General features: G+C 43.7%; 21 protein-coding genes. 18 read left to right on the forward strand and 3 right to left on the reverse strand.

What is annotated here, in order from left to right; translation table 11 throughout:
- Positions 1-116 precede the first annotated feature (116 nt).
- From LQZ07_RS10905 to LQZ07_RS24675, 4 genes are all read left to right on the forward strand, one after another.
- Positions 117-467 (forward strand): hypothetical protein, encoded by a 351-nt coding sequence (locus LQZ07_RS10905; protein ID WP_227981353.1) that lies wholly within the window; start codon positions 117-119, stop codon positions 465-467.
- Between the two features lie 112 nt (positions 468-579).
- Positions 580-900, forward strand: coding sequence for a hypothetical protein (locus tag LQZ07_RS10910; RefSeq protein WP_152782257.1), 321 nt, complete (start codon positions 580-582; stop codon positions 898-900).
- 142 nt (positions 901-1,042) lie between these two features.
- Positions 1,043-1,429, forward strand: coding sequence for a maltose acetyltransferase domain-containing protein (locus tag LQZ07_RS10915; RefSeq protein ID WP_368666390.1), 387 nt, complete (start codon positions 1,043-1,045; stop codon positions 1,427-1,429).
- Position 1,430: 1 nt separating this feature from the next.
- Complete coding sequence (locus LQZ07_RS24675) at positions 1,431-1,580, forward strand: DapH/DapD/GlmU-related protein (protein ID WP_368666391.1); 150 nt, start codon at positions 1,431-1,433, stop codon at positions 1,578-1,580.
- Positions 1,581-1,648: 68 nt separating this feature from the next.
- Here the strand turns inward: LQZ07_RS24675 and LQZ07_RS10920 are convergent, their stop codons facing one another.
- Positions 1,649-2,305, reverse strand: coding sequence for a methyltransferase (locus LQZ07_RS10920; protein WP_152782259.1), 657 nt, complete (start codon positions 2,303-2,305; stop codon positions 1,649-1,651).
- A 235-nt stretch (positions 2,306-2,540) separates the two neighbouring features.
- On the opposite strand from LQZ07_RS10920, the gene LQZ07_RS10925 reads away from it, so the two are divergent.
- The 9 genes from LQZ07_RS10925 (at position 2,541) to LQZ07_RS10965 (ending at position 15,211) form a co-directional block, all read left to right on the forward strand.
- Positions 2,541-2,879 carry a zinc ribbon domain-containing protein YjdM gene (locus LQZ07_RS10925; protein WP_152782260.1) on the forward strand — a complete coding sequence of 113 codons (339 nt, stop codon included), beginning with the start codon at positions 2,541-2,543 and terminating at the stop codon, positions 2,877-2,879.
- A 581-nt stretch (positions 2,880-3,460) separates the two neighbouring features.
- Complete coding sequence (locus LQZ07_RS10930; protein WP_152782262.1) at positions 3,461-5,371, forward strand: methyl-accepting chemotaxis protein; 1,911 nt, start codon at positions 3,461-3,463, stop codon at positions 5,369-5,371.
- Positions 5,372-5,592: 221 nt separating this feature from the next.
- Positions 5,593-5,955: an STAS domain-containing protein gene (locus LQZ07_RS10935; protein ID WP_194164127.1), complete on the forward strand. Its 363-nt coding sequence runs from the start codon at positions 5,593-5,595 to the stop codon at positions 5,953-5,955.
- 21 nt (positions 5,956-5,976) lie between these two features.
- Positions 5,977-6,801 carry an OmpA family protein gene (locus LQZ07_RS10940; protein ID WP_152782272.1) on the forward strand — a complete coding sequence of 275 codons (825 nt, stop codon included), beginning with the start codon at positions 5,977-5,979 and terminating at the stop codon, positions 6,799-6,801.
- 10 nt (positions 6,802-6,811) lie between these two features.
- Complete coding sequence (locus tag LQZ07_RS10945) at positions 6,812-8,950, forward strand: SLBB domain-containing protein (protein WP_152782274.1); 2,139 nt, start codon at positions 6,812-6,814, stop codon at positions 8,948-8,950.
- Positions 8,951-8,990: 40 nt separating this feature from the next.
- Positions 8,991-9,689, forward strand: a complete 699-nt coding sequence (locus tag LQZ07_RS10950; RefSeq protein WP_016400561.1) for a protein SypD — start codon at positions 8,991-8,993, stop codon at positions 9,687-9,689.
- 1 nt (position 9,690) lies between these two features.
- Positions 9,691-10,620, forward strand: a complete 930-nt coding sequence (locus LQZ07_RS10955; protein WP_227981355.1) for a phosphate/phosphite/phosphonate ABC transporter substrate-binding protein — start codon at positions 9,691-9,693, stop codon at positions 10,618-10,620.
- A gap of 31 nt (positions 10,621-10,651) precedes the next feature.
- A complete protein-coding gene (locus LQZ07_RS10960) occupies positions 10,652-13,768 on the forward strand; it encodes a PAS domain S-box protein (RefSeq protein WP_152782276.1) in 3,117 nt (1,038 codons plus the stop codon).
- Positions 13,769-13,777: 9 nt separating this feature from the next.
- Positions 13,778-15,211 (forward strand): sigma-54 dependent transcriptional regulator, encoded by a 1,434-nt coding sequence (locus LQZ07_RS10965; protein WP_152782278.1) that lies wholly within the window; start codon positions 13,778-13,780, stop codon positions 15,209-15,211.
- 51 nt (positions 15,212-15,262) lie between these two features.
- On the opposite strand, the gene LQZ07_RS10970 is transcribed toward LQZ07_RS10965, so the two are convergent.
- Positions 15,263-15,676, reverse strand: a complete 414-nt coding sequence (locus tag LQZ07_RS10970; protein ID WP_152782280.1) for a helix-turn-helix domain-containing protein — start codon at positions 15,674-15,676, stop codon at positions 15,263-15,265.
- Between the two features lie 103 nt (positions 15,677-15,779).
- On the opposite strand from LQZ07_RS10970, the gene tmpT reads away from it, so the two are divergent.
- The 4 genes from tmpT to LQZ07_RS10990 all read left to right on the forward strand — a co-directional run bounded on the left by tmpT (position 15,780) and on the right by LQZ07_RS10990 (position 20,322).
- Positions 15,780-16,415 (forward strand): thiopurine S-methyltransferase, encoded by a 636-nt coding sequence (tmpT, locus tag LQZ07_RS10975; protein ID WP_249483642.1) that lies wholly within the window; start codon positions 15,780-15,782, stop codon positions 16,413-16,415.
- Between the two features lie 168 nt (positions 16,416-16,583).
- The gene (locus LQZ07_RS10980) at positions 16,584-18,704 is read left to right on the forward strand and encodes an LruC domain-containing protein (protein ID WP_152782282.1); all 2,121 of its coding nucleotides are present in this window, start codon (positions 16,584-16,586) and stop codon (positions 18,702-18,704) included.
- Between the two features lie 4 nt (positions 18,705-18,708).
- Positions 18,709-19,251, forward strand: coding sequence for a hypothetical protein (locus LQZ07_RS10985; protein WP_152782284.1), 543 nt, complete (start codon positions 18,709-18,711; stop codon positions 19,249-19,251).
- A 12-nt stretch (positions 19,252-19,263) separates the two neighbouring features.
- Complete coding sequence (locus LQZ07_RS10990; RefSeq protein ID WP_152782286.1) at positions 19,264-20,322, forward strand: glycosyltransferase family 4 protein; 1,059 nt, start codon at positions 19,264-19,266, stop codon at positions 20,320-20,322.
- A gap of 161 nt (positions 20,323-20,483) precedes the next feature.
- On the opposite strand, the gene LQZ07_RS10995 is transcribed toward LQZ07_RS10990, so the two are convergent.
- Positions 20,484-20,660, reverse strand: coding sequence for a hypothetical protein (locus tag LQZ07_RS10995; protein ID WP_016400551.1), 177 nt, complete (start codon positions 20,658-20,660; stop codon positions 20,484-20,486).
- Between the two features lie 883 nt (positions 20,661-21,543).
- Here LQZ07_RS10995 and LQZ07_RS11000 point away from each other — a divergent pair.
- Positions 21,544-23,139, forward strand: coding sequence for an ABC transporter substrate-binding protein (locus LQZ07_RS11000; protein ID WP_152782288.1), 1,596 nt, complete (start codon positions 21,544-21,546; stop codon positions 23,137-23,139).
- Positions 23,140-23,144: the final 5 nt, after the last annotated feature.

Here is a 23,144-nt window from a genome sequence, read left to right on the forward strand (position 1 = left end):
CAAAAGTGTATTGAACCTTATTGTTGTTTCTTCTCTAAATTCAAAGGATTAAGTATGCGCGTGTTCACTGGTCTCATGAGGTAAACGCGCATGCGCAATATACAAATGTTATGTGTATGAATAAGTCTGAAGCATTATCAAAAATTAAAGCAGCACTAACTAGAGATGCACAAGTCATTACCCCAAAAGGTGAAACTTATGATGGCTTCGTTAAAGCGCTGTCTAAAGATTTATTGGTAAGTGTCATAGTTCCTGTGGAAGCACAGGTTGTATCTACATGTGCAAAAAATGGTGACTTTGAAAGGTATAAAAACTCTAAGATTTGGGCTATTGCAAAAAGTAAAGGTAGCTGGCTCCTAACATTAGACAATGAAAATGAATTTGCTTTGGGTTTTGGTGAAAATCCAAATCAAATTATGATGCACGGTTTCTCGTCATCAGATGTACTCGCAGAGTGGTGTACATAATACACATAACAAGTTGCTTAAATGGACAAAAAACAGTTGGCTTTTGCTCATTCATCGCTAATTTTTGCCAACTATTTTGTTGCCGCTTAGCAAAGCGTTAAGTTTCACAATTATGTATAGCTTGAAAGATATTAAAGAAAGATCCGAATCAGAGGATGAGTTAGTTGTTGGTTACTCCGATGCAATAAAGCTGCTAGATATTTTCGAACAAAATAATACGCAAGCGCATGGCTGGGAAGGCTGGCTTAAATATGAAGATGGTAAACTTAGCCACTCTCAAAAATATCAGGGAACCAGTGATCTCTCTGCTTTGCCAAACACATCAGCAATATCTCTTATAAGAAGCACTATCATGCGGGCTCATGCAGAGTGGCAAGAAAAGCCGGAAGTAAGCAATGCCAGTTTGTTGTTCTGCATTACAATTAATACCTAGTAAATCAATTGATGTTGCTCCATAGCTGAACTGCAGCACATTGACCGTAGCTGCCGCATAGCTGCATTGGTGTGGCTTGTCCCACCTTTTCATTTTTCCATTTTGCTACAATGGACAGCCGATAATAGCTATTGGAAGTGCAATGAGCGAGTTTGAGAATATGTGCTTAGGGAGGGAGTTTGATGTTGATAGTCCTGAACTTGCACAAATTAGAAATAAAGCATTTGAGTTACTCCAACATATTAATCAACGACAGTTTGAAGCTGCCAAACCTTATGTTGCTGAGCTATTAGCGCATCTAGGTAAGGGCAGTATTATTTGCCCGCCTTTTTTATGTGAATACGGCAAGACCATTTCTGTGGGTGATAATACCTATATTAATATGGGGGTTACGATGCTAGACAACGCTCCTGTTAAAATTGGTAACAATGTACTTATTGGCCCAAATTCGCAGTTTTATACTCCAACTCACCCCTTAGACTATCAGCGTCGTAGGACATGGGAGGTTAAGTCTTTGCCAATTAGATGATGTGTGGATTGGTGGCAATGTTGTTGTTTGCCAAGGCGTAACTATTGGGGCTCGTTCTGTTGTGGCAGCAGGCTCGGTTGTTACAAAAAACGTTGAACCAGATTCACTTGTTGGGGGCATGCCTGCAAAACGCATTAGAGCTCTAGTTTAGTCTCGAACAAGCAATTAGCTGTTTAAGTGTTCTAAGGGCTCGTTGAGCTTTCGCAACGCGATTGTTGCTTATTGCGCTCGTTTAAAGGTTAAAATATACCCTTTAAACACTTCATCAATGTAGTCGGTATGAACGGGTTTAGCATGGCTTGATGTGTAGCCAAATTCAACCATTTTTGCGCTTAGCTTACTTTTTCGGCCACGTCCTGGATCTACAATAATTACTTCGCTGGAAGGCTTTGAGTGGTCGTTAATGAAGTTAGCCAGTTGGTCTATATGTTCATTCTCGTAGAGTAAATCGCTACCAATTATCACATCGAACAGCCCTAGGGTGTCGTGTTCATCTGCCCAGCCAACTCTTTCATAGTTAATGCTTTTGTCGCCATTTAGCTGGGTATTTCTGTTGAGAAAGGTTTCAACTTCGGGGTGATAATCGGTGGCGGTAATATCGGCAAGTTGTTTGTTTAACAATAAACTGCTGAGCCCGATACCGCAGCCTACTTCTAATATTCTTTTGGTGCCTGTGTCATAGTCGGCCATGTAGTGGGCGAGCACAAAGCTTGATGGCCAAACTACACCAAATATTGGCCAAGAGGCAGAGCTTATACCGAGCTTTTCGGCAATGCCTGCTGGGTCGTGAAACTCTTGTCTATTGCGTAAGGTGCACAGGTGTATATCGGTTTTTCCAAACTCAACCGTTTGGTAGGATAGGCGTAATTTTGTCATTAGGCTGTCTCAACAAATAAATGAGCGCTAAGCCAGGTATCGGTGATAAATGACAAAACGAAATGTTTTCTCTAGGGTATAGCAGTTTGGTTAAATGGCAATGTATTTAACAAAGTAATCAATATTTTAGTGTTGTTGCGCAATGAAGTTCCGATAAAGTTGGTAGTACTTACTCGCTCTTGGCGCGCACGATCAGTATCATGTTTGCTAAGTAAAATTTAAGAAGTTTAAAGAGATGTCATTTCCCGCTTGCCCCAATTGCCAATCTGAATATGTTTATCAAGACCAAAGCCAGCTTATCTGCCCAGAATGCGCCTTTGAATGGAACCCCGATGAAGTTGCAGAAGCAGAGAAGGTGATTGTTAAGGATGCCAATGGCACTTTGCTGGCCGAAGGGGATAAAGTTACTTTGGCTAAAGATCTTAAAGTAAAAGGCAGTTCTTTGGTGCTAAAGATTGGCACTAAAGCGGTGATTAAACGCATGGCCAATGGCAAAGATCACCAGTTAGATTGCAAAGTAGATGGCGCTGGCGACATGATGGTAACAGCGCAATTTGTTAAAAAATCTTCATAGCTTTAGCTAGGGTCTGTTGATCTTTGATGATGGTTTTTTCAGCAATTTATTAGCCGTTTAGGCAAGGCAGTGAGTGTGCAGTTAAGTGGGCTTAATCATCACTCGCTAACGCTGAATAAATGGCTATGAAATGCTGCCCGAAGGGTTCGGATAAGCGAACTTTACTCTTTGTTAAGCACTTCTTGCTTAGCCCACTAGGCTTCTAAGTGCTAGCCGCGATTAAAGCCCGCTTATCTCGAACAAAATTTCAACATCAAAGAACAACAGACCCTAATAGTTCGCTTAGATAAAGGCGCTGTAGGATACTGAAACAGCTTTTACGCTCACTTTATCGGCTGGGCGTTTCTTTCCTGATTTTTCGTGTTTTTGTGCCTTAAGGCTCTTAAGTTGGTAGTGCTATTAAAGCAGTGCTTTGTGCTTATTTCGTTCAGTTAACCTAGTGCAATTTAGTGACTCACGCGTGTTTTTTTGAAGCCTTTTGTTAGTAACTAAGCGAAGTTTAATTTTGTTGAAGTACCTAACATTAATCGTTGCCTATTTGTAATACATTAAGTTATAAAATATTACAAAAGGTGAAAAGGATGAATCGCTTTGGCTTTAAATCAAGCTTGTTGTCGGCAATGGCATCTATGCTTGTTTTATCTCTACTTGTAACAAGTTACCTCTCATACACACTGATCAAAGATCAAATAACCGATAGTTTACTTCGTGATATTCATCATACTATTGACCAGAAAACTCAAGAGATTGAAACCTCTTTTCAGCGTACAACCGACGCAGTAACTCAGTTAGCAAAGCTCTATCAGGAAAAGGATATTGGCGATAACCATGTAGCCATGACCGAATATACCGCCCGCTTAGGTGGAGTGTATAAAGTAATTATTGGTTTTGATGATGGGTCGTCGTTTGTTTCTAGGGCTTCTGAGTCGTTTCCTAATGGTGTTGGTCGCTTAGACAAATACGACCCACGTACACGGCCTTGGTACCAAGCTGCTAAACGTAATAGTGGCTTGTCGCTAAGCGACGTGTTTTTTACTCGTAGTGATGGTGTGCCAATGATGGGGGTAATGCATCCGATTAAAGATGGCATCATTATGGCCGATTTACGTTTTGACCACTTACAAGAACAGTTGAGCTCGTTAGGCGAAATAGCTGGAGCAACGGGCTTGGTATTAGATAAAAGTGGCTTAGTGTTGGCCTCTACTAATGAGCAAGTAAAACAGAAAGACAACATTGCCGATGTTGAAGTGTTTGCCGGCGTTTACCAAAGCCTTATAGGCAAAGAGCAAGCAATACAAACTGCCGAGGTAGATGGACAAACTACCTTGTTTGTTAGCCAGCAAGTGAAGCTACTGGTTGATGATGAGTGGTACGTAATGATTACGGTAGACGAGGCAATAGCCTTTGCGCCGCTTAAAGCCACAAGCTACAAAATGGCCAGCATTATTGCAGCTGCAACTTTGGTGTCGGTGATAATTTTACTGTTTGTGTTAAACCAGCTTTATCAACCGATTATTAAGTTACGCAACTTGGTAACCGAGCTCGGCCAAGGTAGTGGCGATTTAACTCAGCGTTTAGAAGTTAAAACTGATGATGACATTGGCATTATTGCCAAGGGTATCAACGGCTTTATTGCTCAATTGCAAACCATGTTGTTAGAAATAAACGCTGCCCGCTCTAAGCTATCTTCAGGCATAGTTACCTTAGACCAGCACAGCAAAAGTAGCAGTGACATTCTGCAGCAGCATACCAACGAGACTACACAAATTGTTGCTGCCATTGAAGAGTTGTCGAATACCGCAGAGTTAGTGGCTGGCAATACCTCAGCCGCAGCCAAATACACTACCGAGGCTAATCAAAGTGGCGAAGACTCGGTCCAAACCATTAAATCTACTCAACAAAAAATTGAAGCCTTAGCCAGTGAAATTCATGAAACCTCTAGCAATGTAGAGAACATGAATAACGAAACTTCGAGTATTCAAAACATTGTTGAGGTGATTGGTAGTATTGCTGAGCAAACCAACTTGCTTGCACTAAATGCTTCTATTGAAGCGGCAAGAGCAGGGGATCAAGGTCGCGGCTTTGCGGTAGTGGCCGATGAGGTGAGAGCCTTAGCAAGCCGTACTCAAAGTAGCACCAGCGAAATAGAGCAGGCCTTAGCCAAGCTTAAGCAAGAAGCCAGCTTGGTGGTATCGTCGATAGGCAGCACCGAACATACTTGTTCAGATACCGTAGAAGAGGCGGATAAAACCTCAACCAGCTTGCAAAAATTGGGTGATTTTATTCATCAAATTAATGAGCTTAATAGCCAGGTTTCTACCTCTGCCAGCGAGCAGAACATTGTGATTCAAGAAATTAACCGGAGCATGCATCAAATTCACGATATGGTTGAAAAGCTAAACAGTGAAGGGCAAAGCCAGCGTAGTGAAACTCAGAACATTGCAGCAATTAACCATGAGTTAGGCACTATGATTAGCCAATTTAAACTCTAGCTTGTTTGTGCCATTAAACGCCCAAGCCAAGTGCTTGGGCGTTTAACTACTAGGCTGGCAGTCACCCGCAAATTGCAATTTGCGAAATCAGAATACTTCTTAGCTTTTAAACCCTCCTTACCACTCTTTTTTATCTCTATCTTTTTGTATTTATTGGATATTTTTTGTTTGGCATAAAACTCGCTTTATCAGTCTTGAAATCAAGAATTATGGAGCGAATTATGAAAATGCAACTAACTACTTCAAACCAAGGAAACCTTACCGCTTCTATTGTTGGCGCATTTGATGCTGAGTCTTGCGCCGAGCATAAAGCAGCCTTCGAAGGTATTTGTGCCGACGCAGCCAGCAAATTGGTGATTGTGAATATGAGCCAAGTAGAGTTTTTAGATGCATCTGGCATTGGCGCCTTGGTATTTATGTTTAAACGCATTAATGCGGCAGGCGGTCAACTAGCGTTACTTGGCGCTCAACAACAGCCTCGAGATTTGCTGGTTATGCTTCGTGTAGACCACATCATTACCATGATTGATACGCTACCTAGCCAAAATCATACCACTGATACTTTACCTTCAATCGCCGCTTAAGCTGAGCCTCAGGAGCCTATTATGCGTAGCATTATCATCCCCGTATTGTTAACCATGACCACAGCTTGTACCGCCTGGCCAGAACAAGGACGCGGTGGTTTTGCCGAGCATCAACACGCTATCTTGGCTTGGATGGACGGTGACACTGGCACTACCGATCTTCGCGAGCTAGGCCCTGAACATGGCCTGCAATTTGAAGCTGTATTAGTAAAACACCAATTAGATTTATTGGTGCTTGAAGGAGCAGAGCTTTGTTTCCCTGCATCGGTTACACAAGCACGTATGCAACAACAGCGCATTTTGCGCGAACTAGAAGGTGGGCTAACTTTTGATGCCGCCAACGATATTGAAATTCAGCAGCACTTTTTAAATATGTTGGAAAAACGTTTGGACCGCGTAACCGAGAGTGGTGCTTGCCAAACCGACCGTTTAGGACATATTCAGTCTTCACAATTAATGGTAAGCATTAGCGATGCATTAAACAGCAATAATCAATTTGCTTTTGACTCTAGCGAGCTCACGCCTGCTTACCAAGATCAGCTTCGTAATCTAACGCCAATTATCGCAGCCAGTAAGGTATCGCTAATTATCACTGGGCATAGCGATAGCAAGGGCGATGACAATTACAAACAGCGTTTATCTTTAGCCCGCGCCCAGGCCGTAGCCGAGTTTATGACCGAACTTGGCATGAACCAGCAGCTAATCGAAGTGGCTGCCGTAGCCGACTCTCAACCCTATTTAGAAGGTAACAGCGATGCTGTTCGCCATTCTAACCGCCGCGTTACCATCAGTGTTATTGATGCTGACAGCAACATCCTCGCTCAGCACGCTTTGCGTGTTAAATAAGGAGCTTGTCATGAAATTCTTTAAATTGTGTAAGTACATAGTGGCAGCATGGATGTTGTTTGGTTTTGTATTAAGTATTGTATTTAGCGCACAAGCCCACGCAGCTAAACCACAAGTGCAAGCGGGTGATGTAGTAAGAATTATTCTCCCTGGAGAAGCTTCGCTTGATAAGAACTTTGAAGTAGGGCGCAACGGCCGTTTAATTTTGCCAGAAGTTGGCCCAATCATGGTGTCGGGCTTTACCGAAGCGCAAATGCAAGAAAAGATTAAGCGCGAATTGTCGAAAGCTTACCGTGACCTTGCTGGCCTAAAAGTATTGTTAGAAGAGCGCCGTATTCGCATTAGTGTGCTGGGCTTTGTTGGCCAACCTGGCGAAGTGGTGTTGGCACAAGGTGCTGGTGTGCAAATGGCGATTCAAGCGGCAGGTGGCTTACGTTCTGGTGCGCAATTAGACCGCATGCAACTGCGCCGCGAGAGCTTAGATGAAACACAAGTATTTAACTATAAACGCTACTTAGATTCTGGCGATTTAAGTGTACTGCCAGAGCTTGAGTCTTTAGATGTATTGTTTGTTCCTGCCTCACCTAAAATTGGTAATGTAGCAGTAGACTTTGACCCAAAAGCCTTAAACGATAAAGGCGATGCCGCTGAAGATCGCACCGCAGTAAAAGTATTTGGTGAAGTATATAACCCTGGTAGTTTTTCCTTTAAAGAGTCTGCCTCCTTAGTTGATATGCTCATGCGAGCGGGTGGTGTGACTCGCTACGCCAGTGTTGAACAGATTCGCGTTATCATCAACGGTGATCCGCAACTATTTAATTTAAAACGCTATTTAGATACCGGCGATAGCCAGATGATGCCCCGTTTAAGCGCTGGCACCACTATTTTTGTACCTAAGCAAGAAGAAGAGATTAAAGCGGGCGCCAACACCGTTTATGTAATGGGTGAAGTATTTAAGCCCGGTGCTTACGAAGGTAATAAATCTGCTGGCTTTTTAGATGTGCTAGCTAACTCTGGTGGCCCAACCCGTTTTGCCGAAACTCGCCAAATTCGTGTGATTCGTAGTAATGGTTCGGTAGAGCGTTTTGACTTGCAATCGTTTACCGAAGGTCGAATTTCTCAACTTCCCGAAATAGCCGCTGGTGATGCGATTTTTATCCCAGAGAAAACCGATTTAAATGAAAAGTCGTGGACTAAAGTATCGCCTAATCGCGCGGTGAAGGTGATGGGTGAAGTTAATCGTCCTGGTCGTTTTGAATGGGCAAACGAGATGAACCTTATGGATTTGTTAGCTCATGCAGGTGGCCCTAAACCGAATGCCGATATGGCTAAAATCACCGTGTTGTTTAGCGATTCAAACGGTAATACTCGTTCGGTTAACTTTGACTTAAACGCTTACCTAAACGGCGAAATTAGCAATAACAGCATGCCACGCATAGTCGCGGGTACCACTATTATGGTGCCGCAGTTGCCAGATGATCCAAGCGACAACAAGTCACAATGGGTGCGTCAGCGTTCAGAAGATTCTATCTACGTATTTGGTCAAGTAGTTGCACCTGGTCGCTACCGTTTTGACCCTAGCATGCACTTCCTAGACATTTTAGCAGCAGCCGATGGCCCAGCGGAGCAAGCAGACATTAGCAATGTGCGAATTAGTCATCGCAATGGCAAACACTCTCGTGTGTCTAAATTAGATTTAGCGATGTACTTTGAAACCGGTGATGAGTCCTTACTGCCAAACGTAGTTCCTGGTGATTCTATCTACATTCCAGAAAAAGACCGTAGCTGGTTGTCGGAGAAAAAAGAGCGCACCGTGCGCGTACTTGGCTCGGTGAACAAGCCTGGTCGTTACCGCTTTAACGATGACATGACGCTATTAGACTTGTTAGCCGAAGCGGGTGGTGTTGATAACGATGGCTTCCCAGAAAAGATTACCGTAGTTAACTTGTCTTGCTGTAAAGACCAAGCCCGCACCTTCAACTTACTTGAGTTCTCTAAAACCGGTGACTTTGGCATGTTGCCAGTGATTCGCGCTGGCGACACTGTGTATATTCCTTCACGTGAAGAGAGCGGCTGGCATAAGGCCCGCCAAGGCATGGAAGATGTGTTCCGCATTGTCACCATTAGCGCGCTGTTAGGTTTTCTATAAGCCTTTGCACCACTAAATTAGCCGATTACTGGAGTTTTATATGATTAGCTTACCGTCAACTTATCAAGAACTAGAGCGAGTGTATCAACGCTTACCGGTGAAACAGCATTCTTGCATTGGTGTGAGTGCTAGCCAGCCAGAAGAGGGCGTTTCTACTTTAGTTGATGCCATTGCAAGGCGTGCAGCCGGAGCAGGACGAAGCGTACTAGTGGTGGATTTTAACTTACATCACCCCCGCCATTTTGATGTGCCAGTGTTCGACTTAGGCTGGGATCGCGGCAAAGTGCTTGGGGTGATTAAAGACCAACAGTCTGGCGTGGATTATCTGCCAGTGCCAATGGACAAAGTGAGCTTAGTGCAGCTAAGAGAACCTGGTGCCATTGAGCAGTGGGTAGAGCAATGGAAGGAAAGTTATCAGCTGGTGTTGTTTGATACTTCGGCGATTAATCAAACCAATAGCGGCAACCTTCATGCCGCTCGTGCTTTATCAGCGTGTGACGCCAGCATTATCACCATGATGGCAGGCGTTACTTCTCGGCCTGCTTTTGAATCGGCCATTAACGATCTTAGCCTTGAAGATATTCGCTTACTCGGGGTTGTGATGAACGATCGCTTTAATCCAAGTTTAAAAAATGAGTTATTGAGAGAAACTTCACGAATTACCGACATGTTTCCTCGTTTCAAGGGGTATCTGCAAAGAATTCTCGTTAACTCTCAACTACTTTCAATAAGGATATGATATGTTTTTCATAATACAAACGGCGAAAGGAAGTCGCGTTCCATTGAGTAAACAGCAACAAGAATTGTTTGAGCTGAAAAACAAGCAATATAAGGCCAAACGCCGTATGCAAATAAAAGTTACGGTGTTGTTAGTATGTTTATTGCTGGTGATTTTTGCCGCCCTTATGTCAAAGGCAGAGGCAAAAACCTATACCTTTGGCATTGTGCCGCAGCAATCAGCTACCCGTTTGGCGCTGCAATGGAGTCCGCTTTTGGAGGCCGTTAGCCAGCATAGTGGTCATTTCTTAGAATTTAAAACCGCACCAAGTATTGCTGAGTTTGAAAAGCGCTTAGCTCAAGGGCAATACGACTTTGCCTATATGAATCCTTATCATTATCAGGTTTATTCAGAGCAACCTGGTTATCAAGCTTTCGCAAAATCAAAAGATAAAAAACTTAGTGGTATTATTGTGGTAAGTAAAGAATCTGATACTACTATCAATAATGTGCGAGACTTGGATTCTCAATCAATGGCTTTTCCTGCACCCAATGCATTTGCCGCTAGTGTGGTGCTAAGAGGTTACTTAGCTCAACAAGAAATTGATTTTAATCCGTTTTATGTTGGGTCGCATGACTCGGTTTATCGAGCTGTGGCTACCGGTTTATACCCTGCTGGCGGAGGTATTCCGCGCACTTTTCAAAGCAGCACGGTTAAAGACCAATTACGCATATTATGGGAGTCGCCAGGGTTTACTCCTCATGCCATCGCAGCTCACCCCAATGTGGAAGCGCCTGTGTTAGCCGCTGTGCAGCAAGCGTTTCTTAGTATGGGGCAAGATGAAGCGCAACAAGGCTTACTTAAAGCCTTAAATATGAAAGGTTTTGTTGCTGCCGAAGACGCCGAGTGGGATGATGTGAGAGAGCTTGGGATAGGCGATACCCACCACTAATAGACCTTAGCAACAAGGATGAAACGACGCGATGACATTTAGCTTTAAGGCAAAAACAGTTCTGGGCGTCGCTTTAATTGAAGCCGTGCTGTTAGGCGTGTTGGTATATAGCAGTATTGGCTGGCTGTATGATTCTAATGAACTGCAAGTTGAGCAGCACAGTAGAATGATGTCCTCTCTGTTTGCTTCTACCACTAAAAACGCCATTATCACTACCGATTTAGCCACCCTCGATAGCCTCACTAGCGAATTCTCTGCACAAAAAGACATTGCCTACGTCATCATCAAAGACCAAAATGATCGTTTGTTATCAAAGGCTGGCGTAGATCCCTTATCTAACCCTAGAGATAACCCCGACTTAGGAGACCATGAGCACAGCGTATTTGTTACCGAAAATGTCGTAGAGATTGGTGGGCGAATATACGGAAACATAGAAATTGGCGTTTATGATCATGGCCTGCATGGCCTGATTTCTGAAGCGAGCTCTTTTGGGGTAAGTATCGCGTTATTGGAAATAGCTTTAGTGGCGCTGTTTTCGTTTTTGTTGGGCTCTTACCTTACTCGCCAATTGGGCGATTTAAGAGATGCCGCCAAAACTATTACTCAGGTTGGGCCGGGCATTCAACTTAAAGTGAAAGGCAAGGATGAGATATCCGAGGTATCAAACGCGTTTAATACCATGTCGGCTGCGCTGGAAAAGTCTCATATTGAATTTAAGCAAGCCATTGAAACGCAAGAAAAGCTAGCCTTAGAGCTTAAGCAAAACCAATCAATTTTAAAGGCAACCATCGCTTCTGCAATGGATGCCGTTATTACCACCGATAGACACGGCCATGTATTAGAGTTTAGCCAAAGTGCTGAGCGAATTTTTGGTTATAGCCGAGATGAAATCGTGGGTGAAGAACTTGCGAGTTTTCTGGTACCAGAAGCGTTTCGTGAAGCGCACCGCCAAGGGCTTAAGCACTTTAGAAAAACCGGTGAAGCGCCAGTGTTAGGCCAGCGCTTAGAGTTACCCGCTATGCATAAAGAAGGACATGAGTTTCTTTCGGAGTTAACGATTAGTTCTGTAGAAGTGGGTGACGATACCGTGTTTACCGCGTTTATGCGTGATATCTCAGACAAAAAACGCACTGAACAAGAGCTGCAATTAGCCGCCGAAGCCTTTGATGCTAACGAAGCTATTTTTATTACTAATCAACACGCCGAGATTGTGCGGGTTAACCAAGCTTTTACCCGTATTACGGGTTATAGCGCTGAGGAAGCCTTAGGCCAAACCCCTTCAATATTAAGTTCTGGCGAGCACGATAAAGCGTTTTTCGACAATATGTGGCAACACTTAAAACAAGATGGAGTGTGGTCGGGTGAAATTGTTAACCTTCGAAAAAATGGCGAACGTTTACCAGAGTGGTTAAGTATCTCGTCTGTTAAAAATCCAGAAGGCGAAATTACTCATTATGTGGCTCATTTTACTGATTTAAGTGAACAAAAAGCAGTGGAACAATCACTAGAGCGAGCCAAGCATGATGCAGAAGCCGCCAGCTTAGCTAAAAGCCGCTTTTTAGCTAGCATGAGCCACGAGATCCGCACCCCGTTAAATGCCATTATCAACATGTATCAAATACTTAAAGAAACCGATTTGAGCTTGGAGCAACAGGGTTTTGTAGATACTGGAAATGAGGCCGGACATACACTAATGGCCTTGGTGAACAACGTATTAGATTTCTCTAAAATTGAGGCTGGTCAGTTAGAGTTTAACAACGAATGGTTCTCGGCCACCGATACCTTAGAAAGCATCGTTAAGTTATTTAATACCACGGCTCAGCAAAAGGCCCTGAAGTTTGAGTTAGATGTAGCGGATGAAATACTGCCTGAGTATTTTGGTGAACCACTGCGCTTTAGGCAAATTGTATTCAACCTAATGGGGAATGCGGTTAAATTTACCTCCAAGGGCGGAGTGAGCTTGGGGTTAAAAGCAACCCAACCTTATGGTGTAGAGCTTACTGTTAGTGACACTGGTATTGGCATTAGTAAAGAAGATAAAGAGCGCTTATTTGAAGAGTTTTATCAAGTGGACAGTGGTGCTACCAAACGTTATTCCGGTACCGGGTTAGGCTTAGCAATTACCCGCCAATTAGTTGAGAAGATGGGCGGTGAGGTGAGCGTAGAAAGCGAAGTAGGACGCGGCACTACATTTACTGTGAACCTGCCCTTTAGAGGTCGCCATGCACCAGTGATTCAATTAGATGATATGGCGGAACAAACAGAGCCTGAGCAATCCGTAGTAGAAGATGCCAGAGTACTGTTGGTTGAAGATAGCGCAATGAACCGTGCTGTAGTGACCCAAGTACTTAAAGATTTTGTTAAAGAGTTAAGCTGTGCTGAAAATGGTCAAGTTGCTGTTGAGCTGTGCGAGCACAATGAGTACGACGTGATTCTTATGGATATGGCAATGCCCGTAATGGATGGCTTAGCTGCAACTCGTGCCATTCGAGCAGCCAGTGGGCCTAATCAAGAAACCCCGATTTTGGCGATGACTGCCAATGCCTTTGCCGAAGATAAACAAGCCTGTTTTTCTGCAGGTATGAACGATTTTATCACTAAGCCTATCGACATCCCCTTGTTAAGGGCTAAACTGGTTCAGTGGTATAGCGAAGCACCAATTCGCTCGCAGCTCAGTGAGCCACTTATATCAACGATACCAGAGCAAACAACAGTTAGTACTCAACCTGATAAACCTAAGGTGAACTTGCAGTTTGTTTCAGAGACAAAAACAGCAGCGATGCTAGAACAAGATTTAAGTGTGTTGGTTGATAAAAAAGTGCTCGAGCAGTTGGTAAAAGATGCCGGAACAGAGGCTCTGCCGTTGATGCTTTCTTTGTTGTATCAAGAAACTGAGCAGCAGCGGATAACCATTAAACAAGCTTTTGAAGAGCAGCTTTTTGACGACGTAGCATTAGCCGCTCATACCCTAAAGGGCAATGTAGCCACTTTTGGTGGCGAGCGTTTGAGGCAACTAGCACTATCGATTGAAATAGCCGGTAAAGCATCGGACGCAGAAGCATTAGCCAATACTGTGCCGCAGTTAGACAATGCCGTAGAGCAAACAATTAACGCCATTAAACAGTTTGAAAAAACAGTGTGCGCTTAAGGAGAAGCCATGGGAAGTGAGTTAACAGCCTCCGTATTATTGGTCGAAGACAGCGAAACGCTTGCCGCCACCTATCAGGCTTATTTAAGCAAAGAGAACCTAAAATTAGCGCGCGTTGCCACCGGTGGTGCCGCGATTGAGTTCTTGTCTAAGCAATCTCCGCAAGTGATGTTATTGGATTTAAACCTGCCAGATATGGGCGGGATGCAAGTATTAGAGTGGATGGTAGAACGTAGCTTGCCCACCTCGGTAATTATTATTACTGCCTATGGCTCGGTAGATATTGCTGTTGATTCGATGCGTTTGGGGGTGGTGGATTTTATTGAAAAACCTTTTGATGCCAGCCGTTTAAAAGTGACTGTGAATAATGCACTTAACCTTCATAAGCTAAAATCTTTAGTCGAAAACTACCAAGCGGATGCAGGACGCGATAGCTTCCATGGCTTTATTGGCAGTAGCCTAGCCATGCAAAATGTATATCGCATGATTGAAGCGGTAGCGCCAAGTAAAGCCACTGTGTTTATTACCGGTGAAAGTGGTACCGGCAAGGAAGTATGTGCCGAAGCCATTCATAAGCAAGGTACCCGTGCCGACAAACCGTTTGTGGCAATTAACTGTGGCGCTATTCCTAAAGATCTTATGGAGAGTGAGATTTTTGGTCATGTTAAAGGCGCATTTACCGGTGCCTCGTCGATGCGTGCAGGCGCAGCTTCACAAGCTCATGGTGGAACCTTATTTCTTGATGAAATAGGGGAAATGGACATGGAGCTACAAACTAAGCTACTGCGCTTTGTGCAAACAGGCCGTTTTCAAAAAGTGGGTGGCAGCCAAGAAGAACAAGTGGATGTTAGGTTTCTGTGTGCCACCAACCGTGACCCCTGGGAAGAGGTGCAAGCAGGTAGATTTAGAGAAGATCTTTATTATCGCTTGTATGTAGTGCCAATTCATTTGCCGCCATTACGTGAAAGGGGATTAGATGTTCCCGGTATTGCGCAAAAGTTTCTGCGTCGTTACGCCAAAGAGGAGGGTAAGCAATTTCGCCGCTTTTCAAGTTTAACCGCTACGGTAATGAGTAATTATGATTGGCCAGGGAATGTACGTCAGTTGCAAAATGTTATTCGCAATATTTGTGTATTACACGATGGCAAGGAGGTGCTCGCAAGCCAGTTACCACCTCCTATTAACCAATTGGTACCAGAAGGTGCCATCGGCAAAGATGGTCGACACCCAGAAGAAGTAGTTACTGAGGAACAAAGTGATACTGGCTTAAACGGCGCTAGCCAATATCAAATTCAACCGCTGTGGATTACTGAGAAGGAAGCCATCGAACATGCGATAGACCATTGCGATGGTAATATTCCTAAAGCTGCAGAATTGCTGGATGTAAGTCCTTCTACTATTTATCGCAAAAAGCAATCATGGGAAGAAGCCGAAGCAAGCTAGGTTTGCTTTCACCAAGATGCAAAAAGGCCCTGCTTAGCAGGGCTTTTTACTTTAGGCTTGTTTGAGTTTGTTATTAGGTTTACTCGGTTTTTTACTGGCGATGTTAAGTAAACGGCGAAAGGTAGGGCATTCGAAATGATTGGCTGCTTTGCATTTTGCACTGTGTCTTAAGCCATCACGCATAGTAGTGAGAGCTTTGATCGTTTTGTCTAATTCATCGGCTTTGGCATTTAGCTTGGCCCGGTCTACTTGCGCTCCAGTTGATGTGAGCATCGGTTTTATTTCAAGTAACGAAAATCCAGCTTGGCTAGCTAAGCTAATAAAGGCCAGCTGTTCCACTACCTTGCTATTAAACTGGCGTCGCAATCCTTTTCTTGAACTAGATTTAATCAAGCCTTGTTGTTCATAGTAGCGCAGTGTGGAAGCGCTAAGCCCCGAGGCCTTTACTACTTCTGCAATATCCATCTTTTTTACTCTTGACTTAAAGTCGACTTTAACTTGTAAACTAGTGGATAAGCTTGCTTAGCACAATGCTTTTTGCAGATTAGAAATATTTTAGGGGGTAAACGTGCACGAACAGTTTTGGCATCAAAAATGGGAAAAAGACGAAATTGGTTTTCATGAAGGAGAGGTGAACCGCTTTTTATATGAGTACTTTAATGTTCTTAAACTAGCAGCAGGTGCGCGAGTGTTTGTTCCTTTGTGTGGGAAAACGCGAGACATCGCCTGGTTGTTAGACAATGGGATGAGAGTAGTGGGCGTAGAGCTTAGTGAGCATGCCATAAAACAGCTTTTTGCAGAGTTAAACTTAGAGCCAAAAGTAGAGAGCTTAGCGGATGGCCTACATTACACCAGCGCAAATATAGATATTTTTGTCGCTAATATCTTTAGCCTAAACAGTGAGTTATTAGGCGAAGTGGACGCAATTTATGATCGTGGTGCTTTAGTGGCCTTACCCGAAGGCATTCGCACGCGCTACGCTCAAATGCTACCAATTATCACCAACAATGCACCGCAACTAGTGGTTACCTACAACTACGAACAAAGCCAATATTCCGGTCCTCCTTTTGCGTTACCAGAGCCTGAAATAGAGCGTTTATATGCATCCATTTATGCTTTAAAGAAACTCGCTAGCAGACAGGAAACAGAAGGGTTTGCCAAGGGGATTGATGTAGAAAACGCAGTTTGGTTGCTAGGGAGTTAGATTGCTGTAGTTCTTCAGCTATTCTAACTGATTTGCAAGATGCAAAAGTGTCATTCTATTCAATGGGAGTGAGTACTTAAATTCATATAAATCATATCGTTACAAATCTGGCTTGGCTCTTGCTGATAAGCAATTACTAGCCTCACAACGTAAACGACAGGATTGAATATGAAACCTTGGAAACCTCTCGCTTTCGCCATGCTTTGCTCGCCATTGAGCTCTTATGGTGCTGCGTTCTCAAGTTGCCCTACACAAGCTTTTTTGGTCCAGCAAAATGTGGCGCAACTGTTCGGTGTTAATTTGGCCACGGGCTTTTACCAAACCTTGGCCGATGATATGGGCACTACTGGTAAACTCAACGCTTTGGGTTTTAACCTCCACGACGATTACCTTTATGCTTGGAGTTACCAGCATGGCACCCTGGCAAAAATTGGTGATGACTACCAAATTGAGCCACTAAGCTTAGATTGGAATGGCATTGACAGTAATGTGAGTTTTTATGTGGGCGATGTGGCTGTTAGCCACAACGCACACTACCTCTATCGCAGCGGTTCATCGCGCGGTTTATACCGTGTGTCACTAGATGAAACTGATAGTGACTACCTACAAATGCAGCGAGTAATTGATGGTAGTGCCTTAAACTTACGTATTTTTGATATGGCCTTCCATCCCGACAACAACATGCTTTACAGCGTTGATAACAACGGAAACTTATGGAGCATTGACGCTAGCAACGGCAATAGCCAAAACCTCGCAAATGTTGGTCAAACTGGCACCTTTGGCGCGGTTTACTTTGATGTTGATGGCAACCTATATATTAGCCGGAACAGCGATGGTTCAGTATTCAAAATTGATGTTTCAGAAAGTAACCCACAAGCACAGTTTTACGCTCAAGGACCAGCCTCTGGCAATAACGATGGCGCCCGGTGTGCAATCGCCCCGATTGTTGCCGAAGATGAAGCCAATATCGATTTTGGTGACGCACCAGATAGCTTTGGTACTTCTTTAGCAAATAATGGCGCTCGCCATCAGTTAGTAGAAGGTGGAATTCACTTAGGCACCTATGTAGACGGTGAAGCCGATGCTTATGTGTATCCGAAGAGTGATGACAGTTCTCGTTTATTAGACGATGAAGATGGCATCGCCTTTGTGACCGATGTGCAAGTCGGTCTAGATTTTGTGGTGCAGGTAGACAGCTCTGCTAATGGCTACTTAAGTGCTTGGATCGATTTAAACGGCAACGGCGTATTCGAATCACAAGAGCAAGTGCTAACCGACCAAGCCGTTGTTAGTGGGGTGCAATCACTACTAGTGAGTGTGCCAGAGGGCTACGAAAGTGGTGACCGCTGGGCGCGTTTTCGGATTAGCTCGGCAGGTGGTAACGCCGCCACGGGTGGCGCACCAGATGGCGAAGTTGAAGACATGCAAATCTACGTGGGTGACTCGGCCACTCAGGTTAGTTATTACCCAAGTGCTGATGGCTACGCCACAGTAGCCTTTGAAGATAACTGGCCTGCAGAAGGGGACTACGACCTTAACGACCTAGTGGTTAACCTGCAAACTAAGGTATTAAGTTTTGCTGATGGTGATGTCGCAAGGGTAGAGCTGCAAGGTGAAGTAAGAGCGGTTGGCGCAAGTTTTCATAATGGCTTTGCGGTCCGTATTCCAGGTATTGATAAATCGTTGGTGGATGTTGCTGCTATTCGATATGAAATAAATGGGCAGTTATTGGATAGCCCGGTACTGGATGCAAGCACTAGTGACATTACCGCGATTATTGCCAGTAACGTGCGCGATTATATTAATAATCAAAACCAGTGTGACTTTTACAAAACACAAAGCGATTGTCGTGGTGAAGGTCAACTTCACTTTAAAGTATTGTTACCAATGCTTGAAGGTGTCGCGGCCAGTAGTTTACCTAGCGCACCGTTTGACCCATTTATCTACGCAACCGACCATGCGCGTAACCCCTATTTTGAAAACTCACCAGGCCGTGGCTTAGAGATCCACGCTAAAAATCAAAGCCCAAGCTCGCAAGTCGACGATACCTTGTGGGGAAGCATGGATGATGTATCCAACCCAGCGGCTAATTCTTACTACCAAACTGGCAACGGCCTGCCTTGGGCAATCATTGTGCCTTACAACTGGCAGTATCCATTTGAGCGAATCAAAGTAAGCGATGCCTACCCAAACTTTATTGAATACGCCCAAAGTGAAGGCCAACAAGCCAGTGACTGGTACTTGCTGGAAAATGCCCGCAGTGAACTTATTTATCAAGATCAGGAGTAAGACCATGAACAAGTTAATCAATGTAAACCGCATCTTAAGTAGTGGGCTATTGGTGTTAAGCAGCAGCTTGTTAGTAGCTTGTGGCGGGGGCGGTGGTGGAAGTGGCCAAACCGAAGTAATTGAAACGGTAGAAACTGAACCAAGCCCAGAGCCAACAACACCGGTGGAAACAGTGCCAGAGCCAAGCCCTGAACCAACACCTATTGCAACCAGCTTAGAAGACGTACAGGTTGCAGAGAGTTTTATTTTTAGTAATCAGCAAGATATAGAGTTGCAGGTATCTTATCCAATGCTGGGAGACGAACGAGCTTACTTAAACATTTGCACCCAATGGAAAGACATGGAGCAGCAAAGCATAGAGTACAGTTCTTGTGTATGGCGTGGTCAAATTAGCCAATCACAAATGGCGCTAGATATAACTTTGCCTGCTCATGCCAGCACTTTAGTGGCGGAGGTTTGGCAGCTATCGTCTGGCAACGTGACTCGAGTTCATCAAGAGTTAAGTTTGGCAGAATTAGGTGTTACTTCACCGAGCTTTTCGTTTTAAGAGGTTAATGTGATGCAGGCATATCATCATGGTGAGATTGTTCCTCAAGCGCATTCTGTTTGGTTGTTTATCGACAGCCAAACAGTGGGCGGTATAGAGAGCCACGTGTTCAATTTGGCCTTAGCGCTTCATCAACGAGGCCATGCTGTATCTGTTGTGTTTTGGAAGGCTTATATCAAGCCTCACCCTATGCTCAGTCAGTTAGAGCAAGCTCAAGTACCTTGGTTAATACTCGACGGCGCGATAGCTAGTTTGTTGCATGCGGTGAATGACTTCTCTCCAAGGCTAGTACATAGCCATGGCTACAAAGCGAGTTTAGCTGGGCGTGTGTTACGCTGTATTAAACCTATCAAGTTGGTTTCTAGCTATCATGCAGGTGAAATTAGCCAAGGGCGTTTAGCCTGCTACGACTGGTTAGATCGTTACACTGCGTGTTTGTCGCAGGCCAGAATTGCTATTAGTAGAGATATAGCCAAGCGTGTTGCAGCGTCTAGCAAGATAGTGAATAACTTCGTGCAAGTCCCTCCGTTTGTATCGACCTTAAAGTCTCGGCGACATAAGCGCCGTCTAACCATTGGCTTTGTTGGTCGGCTAACAGAAGTAAAGGGGACTGATCGTTTTTACCAATTGGCTAAGGCCATGCCTGAGCTCAACTTTGTGGTGTTTGGTGAGGGGGCTTTATTGCCAAGTGATGAGCACAAAAACTTAAGAAACCTAAGCTTACGTGGAAAACAAAACAGCATGGATAGTTGCTGGCAAGAACTGGATTTACTGTGTATGCCTTCACGAAATGAGGGATTGCCGCTGGCAGCCTTAGAGGCCATGAGCAGAGGGATCCCGGTTATCGCCAGTAATGTTGGGGCGTTGAGTGAACTCATCAAGCACCAACAAAATGGTTTTATACTCGAGGGTTTTGAAGTTGAACAGTGGTGTAAAGTCATTAAACGCTGGCAACAAAATGCTGATTTTCAGTATCAGCTTGCTAAGCAGGCCAGGCAAACCATTATCGAGCAGTATTCTCCAGAAGCGATTATCCCGCAGTTTGAAAAGGTGTATAGCCAGCTGGCCTAATGGGAGCTTGATTGTGCTTGTTTACTGTTGCAATTTGCATTAATTCAAAATGCTTATCTAATGGATCTTAGGAAGGATAAGTATTTGCCGTTCTTAAAAAACTAGCTGCATTCTCAGCTGAAAATGCAGCTCTAAAAGACCTGAAGTTAACGATTGTGGAATTACTTTTTAGTCTTCATTTTGCAATCATCTATAACCGCTTTGGTTATAGGGCCGCGAGACTGCTCGGTTTTCAATACTTTTGAACAGTCAAAATTATCGTTAAAAACATATATGCCCATGGCTTGAACAGAGCTTGCTGCAAAGCTAAGAGCTAAAGCTAAACTTAAAACTTTCATAGTGATTCCTTTTACAAAAAAGTTTTTATTACTGTAATGAGTGCAATGGCTGTCGACTTATTAACAGAGTTACGGAAGACGATTTGGTATTAACGATGACTAGTCATATTGTTAACTGCGTCACAAATCAGCTTCTAGGTAAAGGTTAGGTCAATGTTATAAAATTGTGAAGTTAAATAAAGGTCATTTTTTAATTAGATGTTGGTTATGAAATGTTTTTAAATTTTTGTGTTTACAATCAATTTCTTATTGTATTTATCTGTTATTTATTTGCTTTTAAATTGACTTTATTGAAACGAAATTTTGTAAAGTCTTGCGTGACTGACTGCGTGAAGAAATCTTTAGCGGCTGGTTTTGTTCAATTTTTATTGGCTTGCTTACATTTGGCATGAGCTCTGTTTTAGAAAACTTCTTTGTTGCGTGCTTAGGCCCTATATCGTTTTATTTGTTAATTACTATCTTGGCTGTGATTTGCAATTGAAATGATATAACATCACATTTATTCGTATCCCACTGTTGCTACTGTGTTTTATTTCAGCCGCTTCCAATTTAATAAATTGCTAATACTGGCGATGCTCATTATCCCTGTGGGGTTGAGTAGCCTTTCGCTCATTCATGCGATGGAGGTGAAGCAGCATGTTCATGAACAGCACCAGTGTGAAATTTATGATGCGATACTTAAAGCAATAAGCTATCCAGTTAGTTCAGTCACTTTAGTCGCTCTTATTAAGTGCTCTCTTAGCTTTAGTACATTAGAAGAAACGGCTTGTTTTACTGCACTTCCAAGAACGCGTTCTCCGCCTCTGCGGTTTTAAATTTTCTACCGAGTATCTTTTCAAAATCTCTTTTTTATAGCGTTAAATGGAATACGTTAGGAACCCTTATGACTGAAATATCTTATAAACCCAAGAACAAACTCAAGCGTGGTGTTTTGCTTAGCATATTGGCCGCTTCGGCAATAACTTCTACCTACATCTTTTTTAGTGGGGCTGAGAAAGCATCAGGTACAATATTACCGAGCAAAGCCAATACTTTATCTATTAGTGGTCCTTGGGAAATGACCAGTTTAGACCCCTCTAAACAGGGCTACATATTAACCCGTATGCAAGTGATTGAGACGCTGTTAAACGTGGACGAACGTGGCGCTATTACAGCGGGACTAGCAACGAAGTGGCAGGTGAGTGAAGATGGGCTGAACTGGCAATTTACGTTGCGAGATGGAGTGACCTTCCACGATGGTTCAAAGCTTGACGCAAATGTAGCCGTTCACTCTCTTAAGGTTGCTCAAAGTAAGCACGGTACTTTAAGCAAAGCAGAAGTAGTGAACATTTCTGCACTTAGCGACAATCAAATTAGTATCGAGTTAGCTAAACCGTATGTGGCGTTCGCTGCGCTGCTAACCAACTATTCAAATGCCATTTTGGCAGAAAAATCCTACCAAGAAGATGGTGCGGTACTAGAGCTATATGGCAGCGGCCCATACCAAATGGAGAGCTTTTCGCCGCCTCACAAATTAACCGTGAGAAAATTTGATGAGTACTGGGGAGAAAAGGCTCAAATCAGCTTTGCAACTTACTTAACTGGTCACCGAGCCGAAAGCCGTATTTTGCAGGCTAAATCTGGCGAAGCTGACATAGTGTTTACCCTAGACCCAGCTATGCTTAGCCAACTTGAATCAAGCACCGAGTTAGCTGTTCACAGCAATCTAATTCCACGAACAATGTTTGTGAAGTTAAATGCTGGTCACCCCTTCCTTAGTGACGTTAAAGCTCGCCAAGCCTTGAGTATGGCTTTAGATAGAGCCGCTATTAGCAAAAATGTACTGGGCGCTGAAGGGTCTGAAACTGCACAACTTATGCCTAGTTCTATGTCGCAATGGTTTATTGAAGGAGTTGATAATAATCCTTACAACTTAGAACAGGCGCAGCAAATACTAAGCGGTTTAGGTTGGCAAAAAGGTACGTCGGGGTTGTTAGAGCGCGATGGTAAGCCATTTAAAATTACTATGATGACATACGCAGACCGTCCTGAACTGGCTACAGTAGCAACGGCCATTCAAGCGCAGTGGGCCAAACTTGGCGTAGATCTAAAGGTAGATGTAACTAACTCAAGCATGATCCCAGCAGGCCATACCGATGGTTCTTTAGAAATGGCACTTATTGCCCGCAACTTTGGCTTTAGCGCCGATCTTTTACCCATTATTAGTAGTGATTTTGCCAACGGTGGTGGCGACTGGGGAACTATGAACTGGGTTAATCCGCAGGTAGATACTGCCATTGCTGAGTTGCTAAATTCCAGCCAAGCTGAGCAGTCTTTTGCCTTAAGCCAAGAGGTGGCGCAAGAGATCTATCAAGATACGCCAGTGCTACCTATTTCTAGCTATAGCCAACATACGTCGGTTAATGCACGAGTGAAGAATTTTAAGTTCGACCCATTTGAGCGTGATTACTTCATCAATCAGATGTATTTCGAACAGTAGGAACG

Source organism: Agarivorans sp. B2Z047, from assembly GCF_023373605.1.
Lineage (GTDB): Bacteria > Pseudomonadota > Gammaproteobacteria > Enterobacterales > Celerinatantimonadaceae > Agarivorans > Agarivorans albus.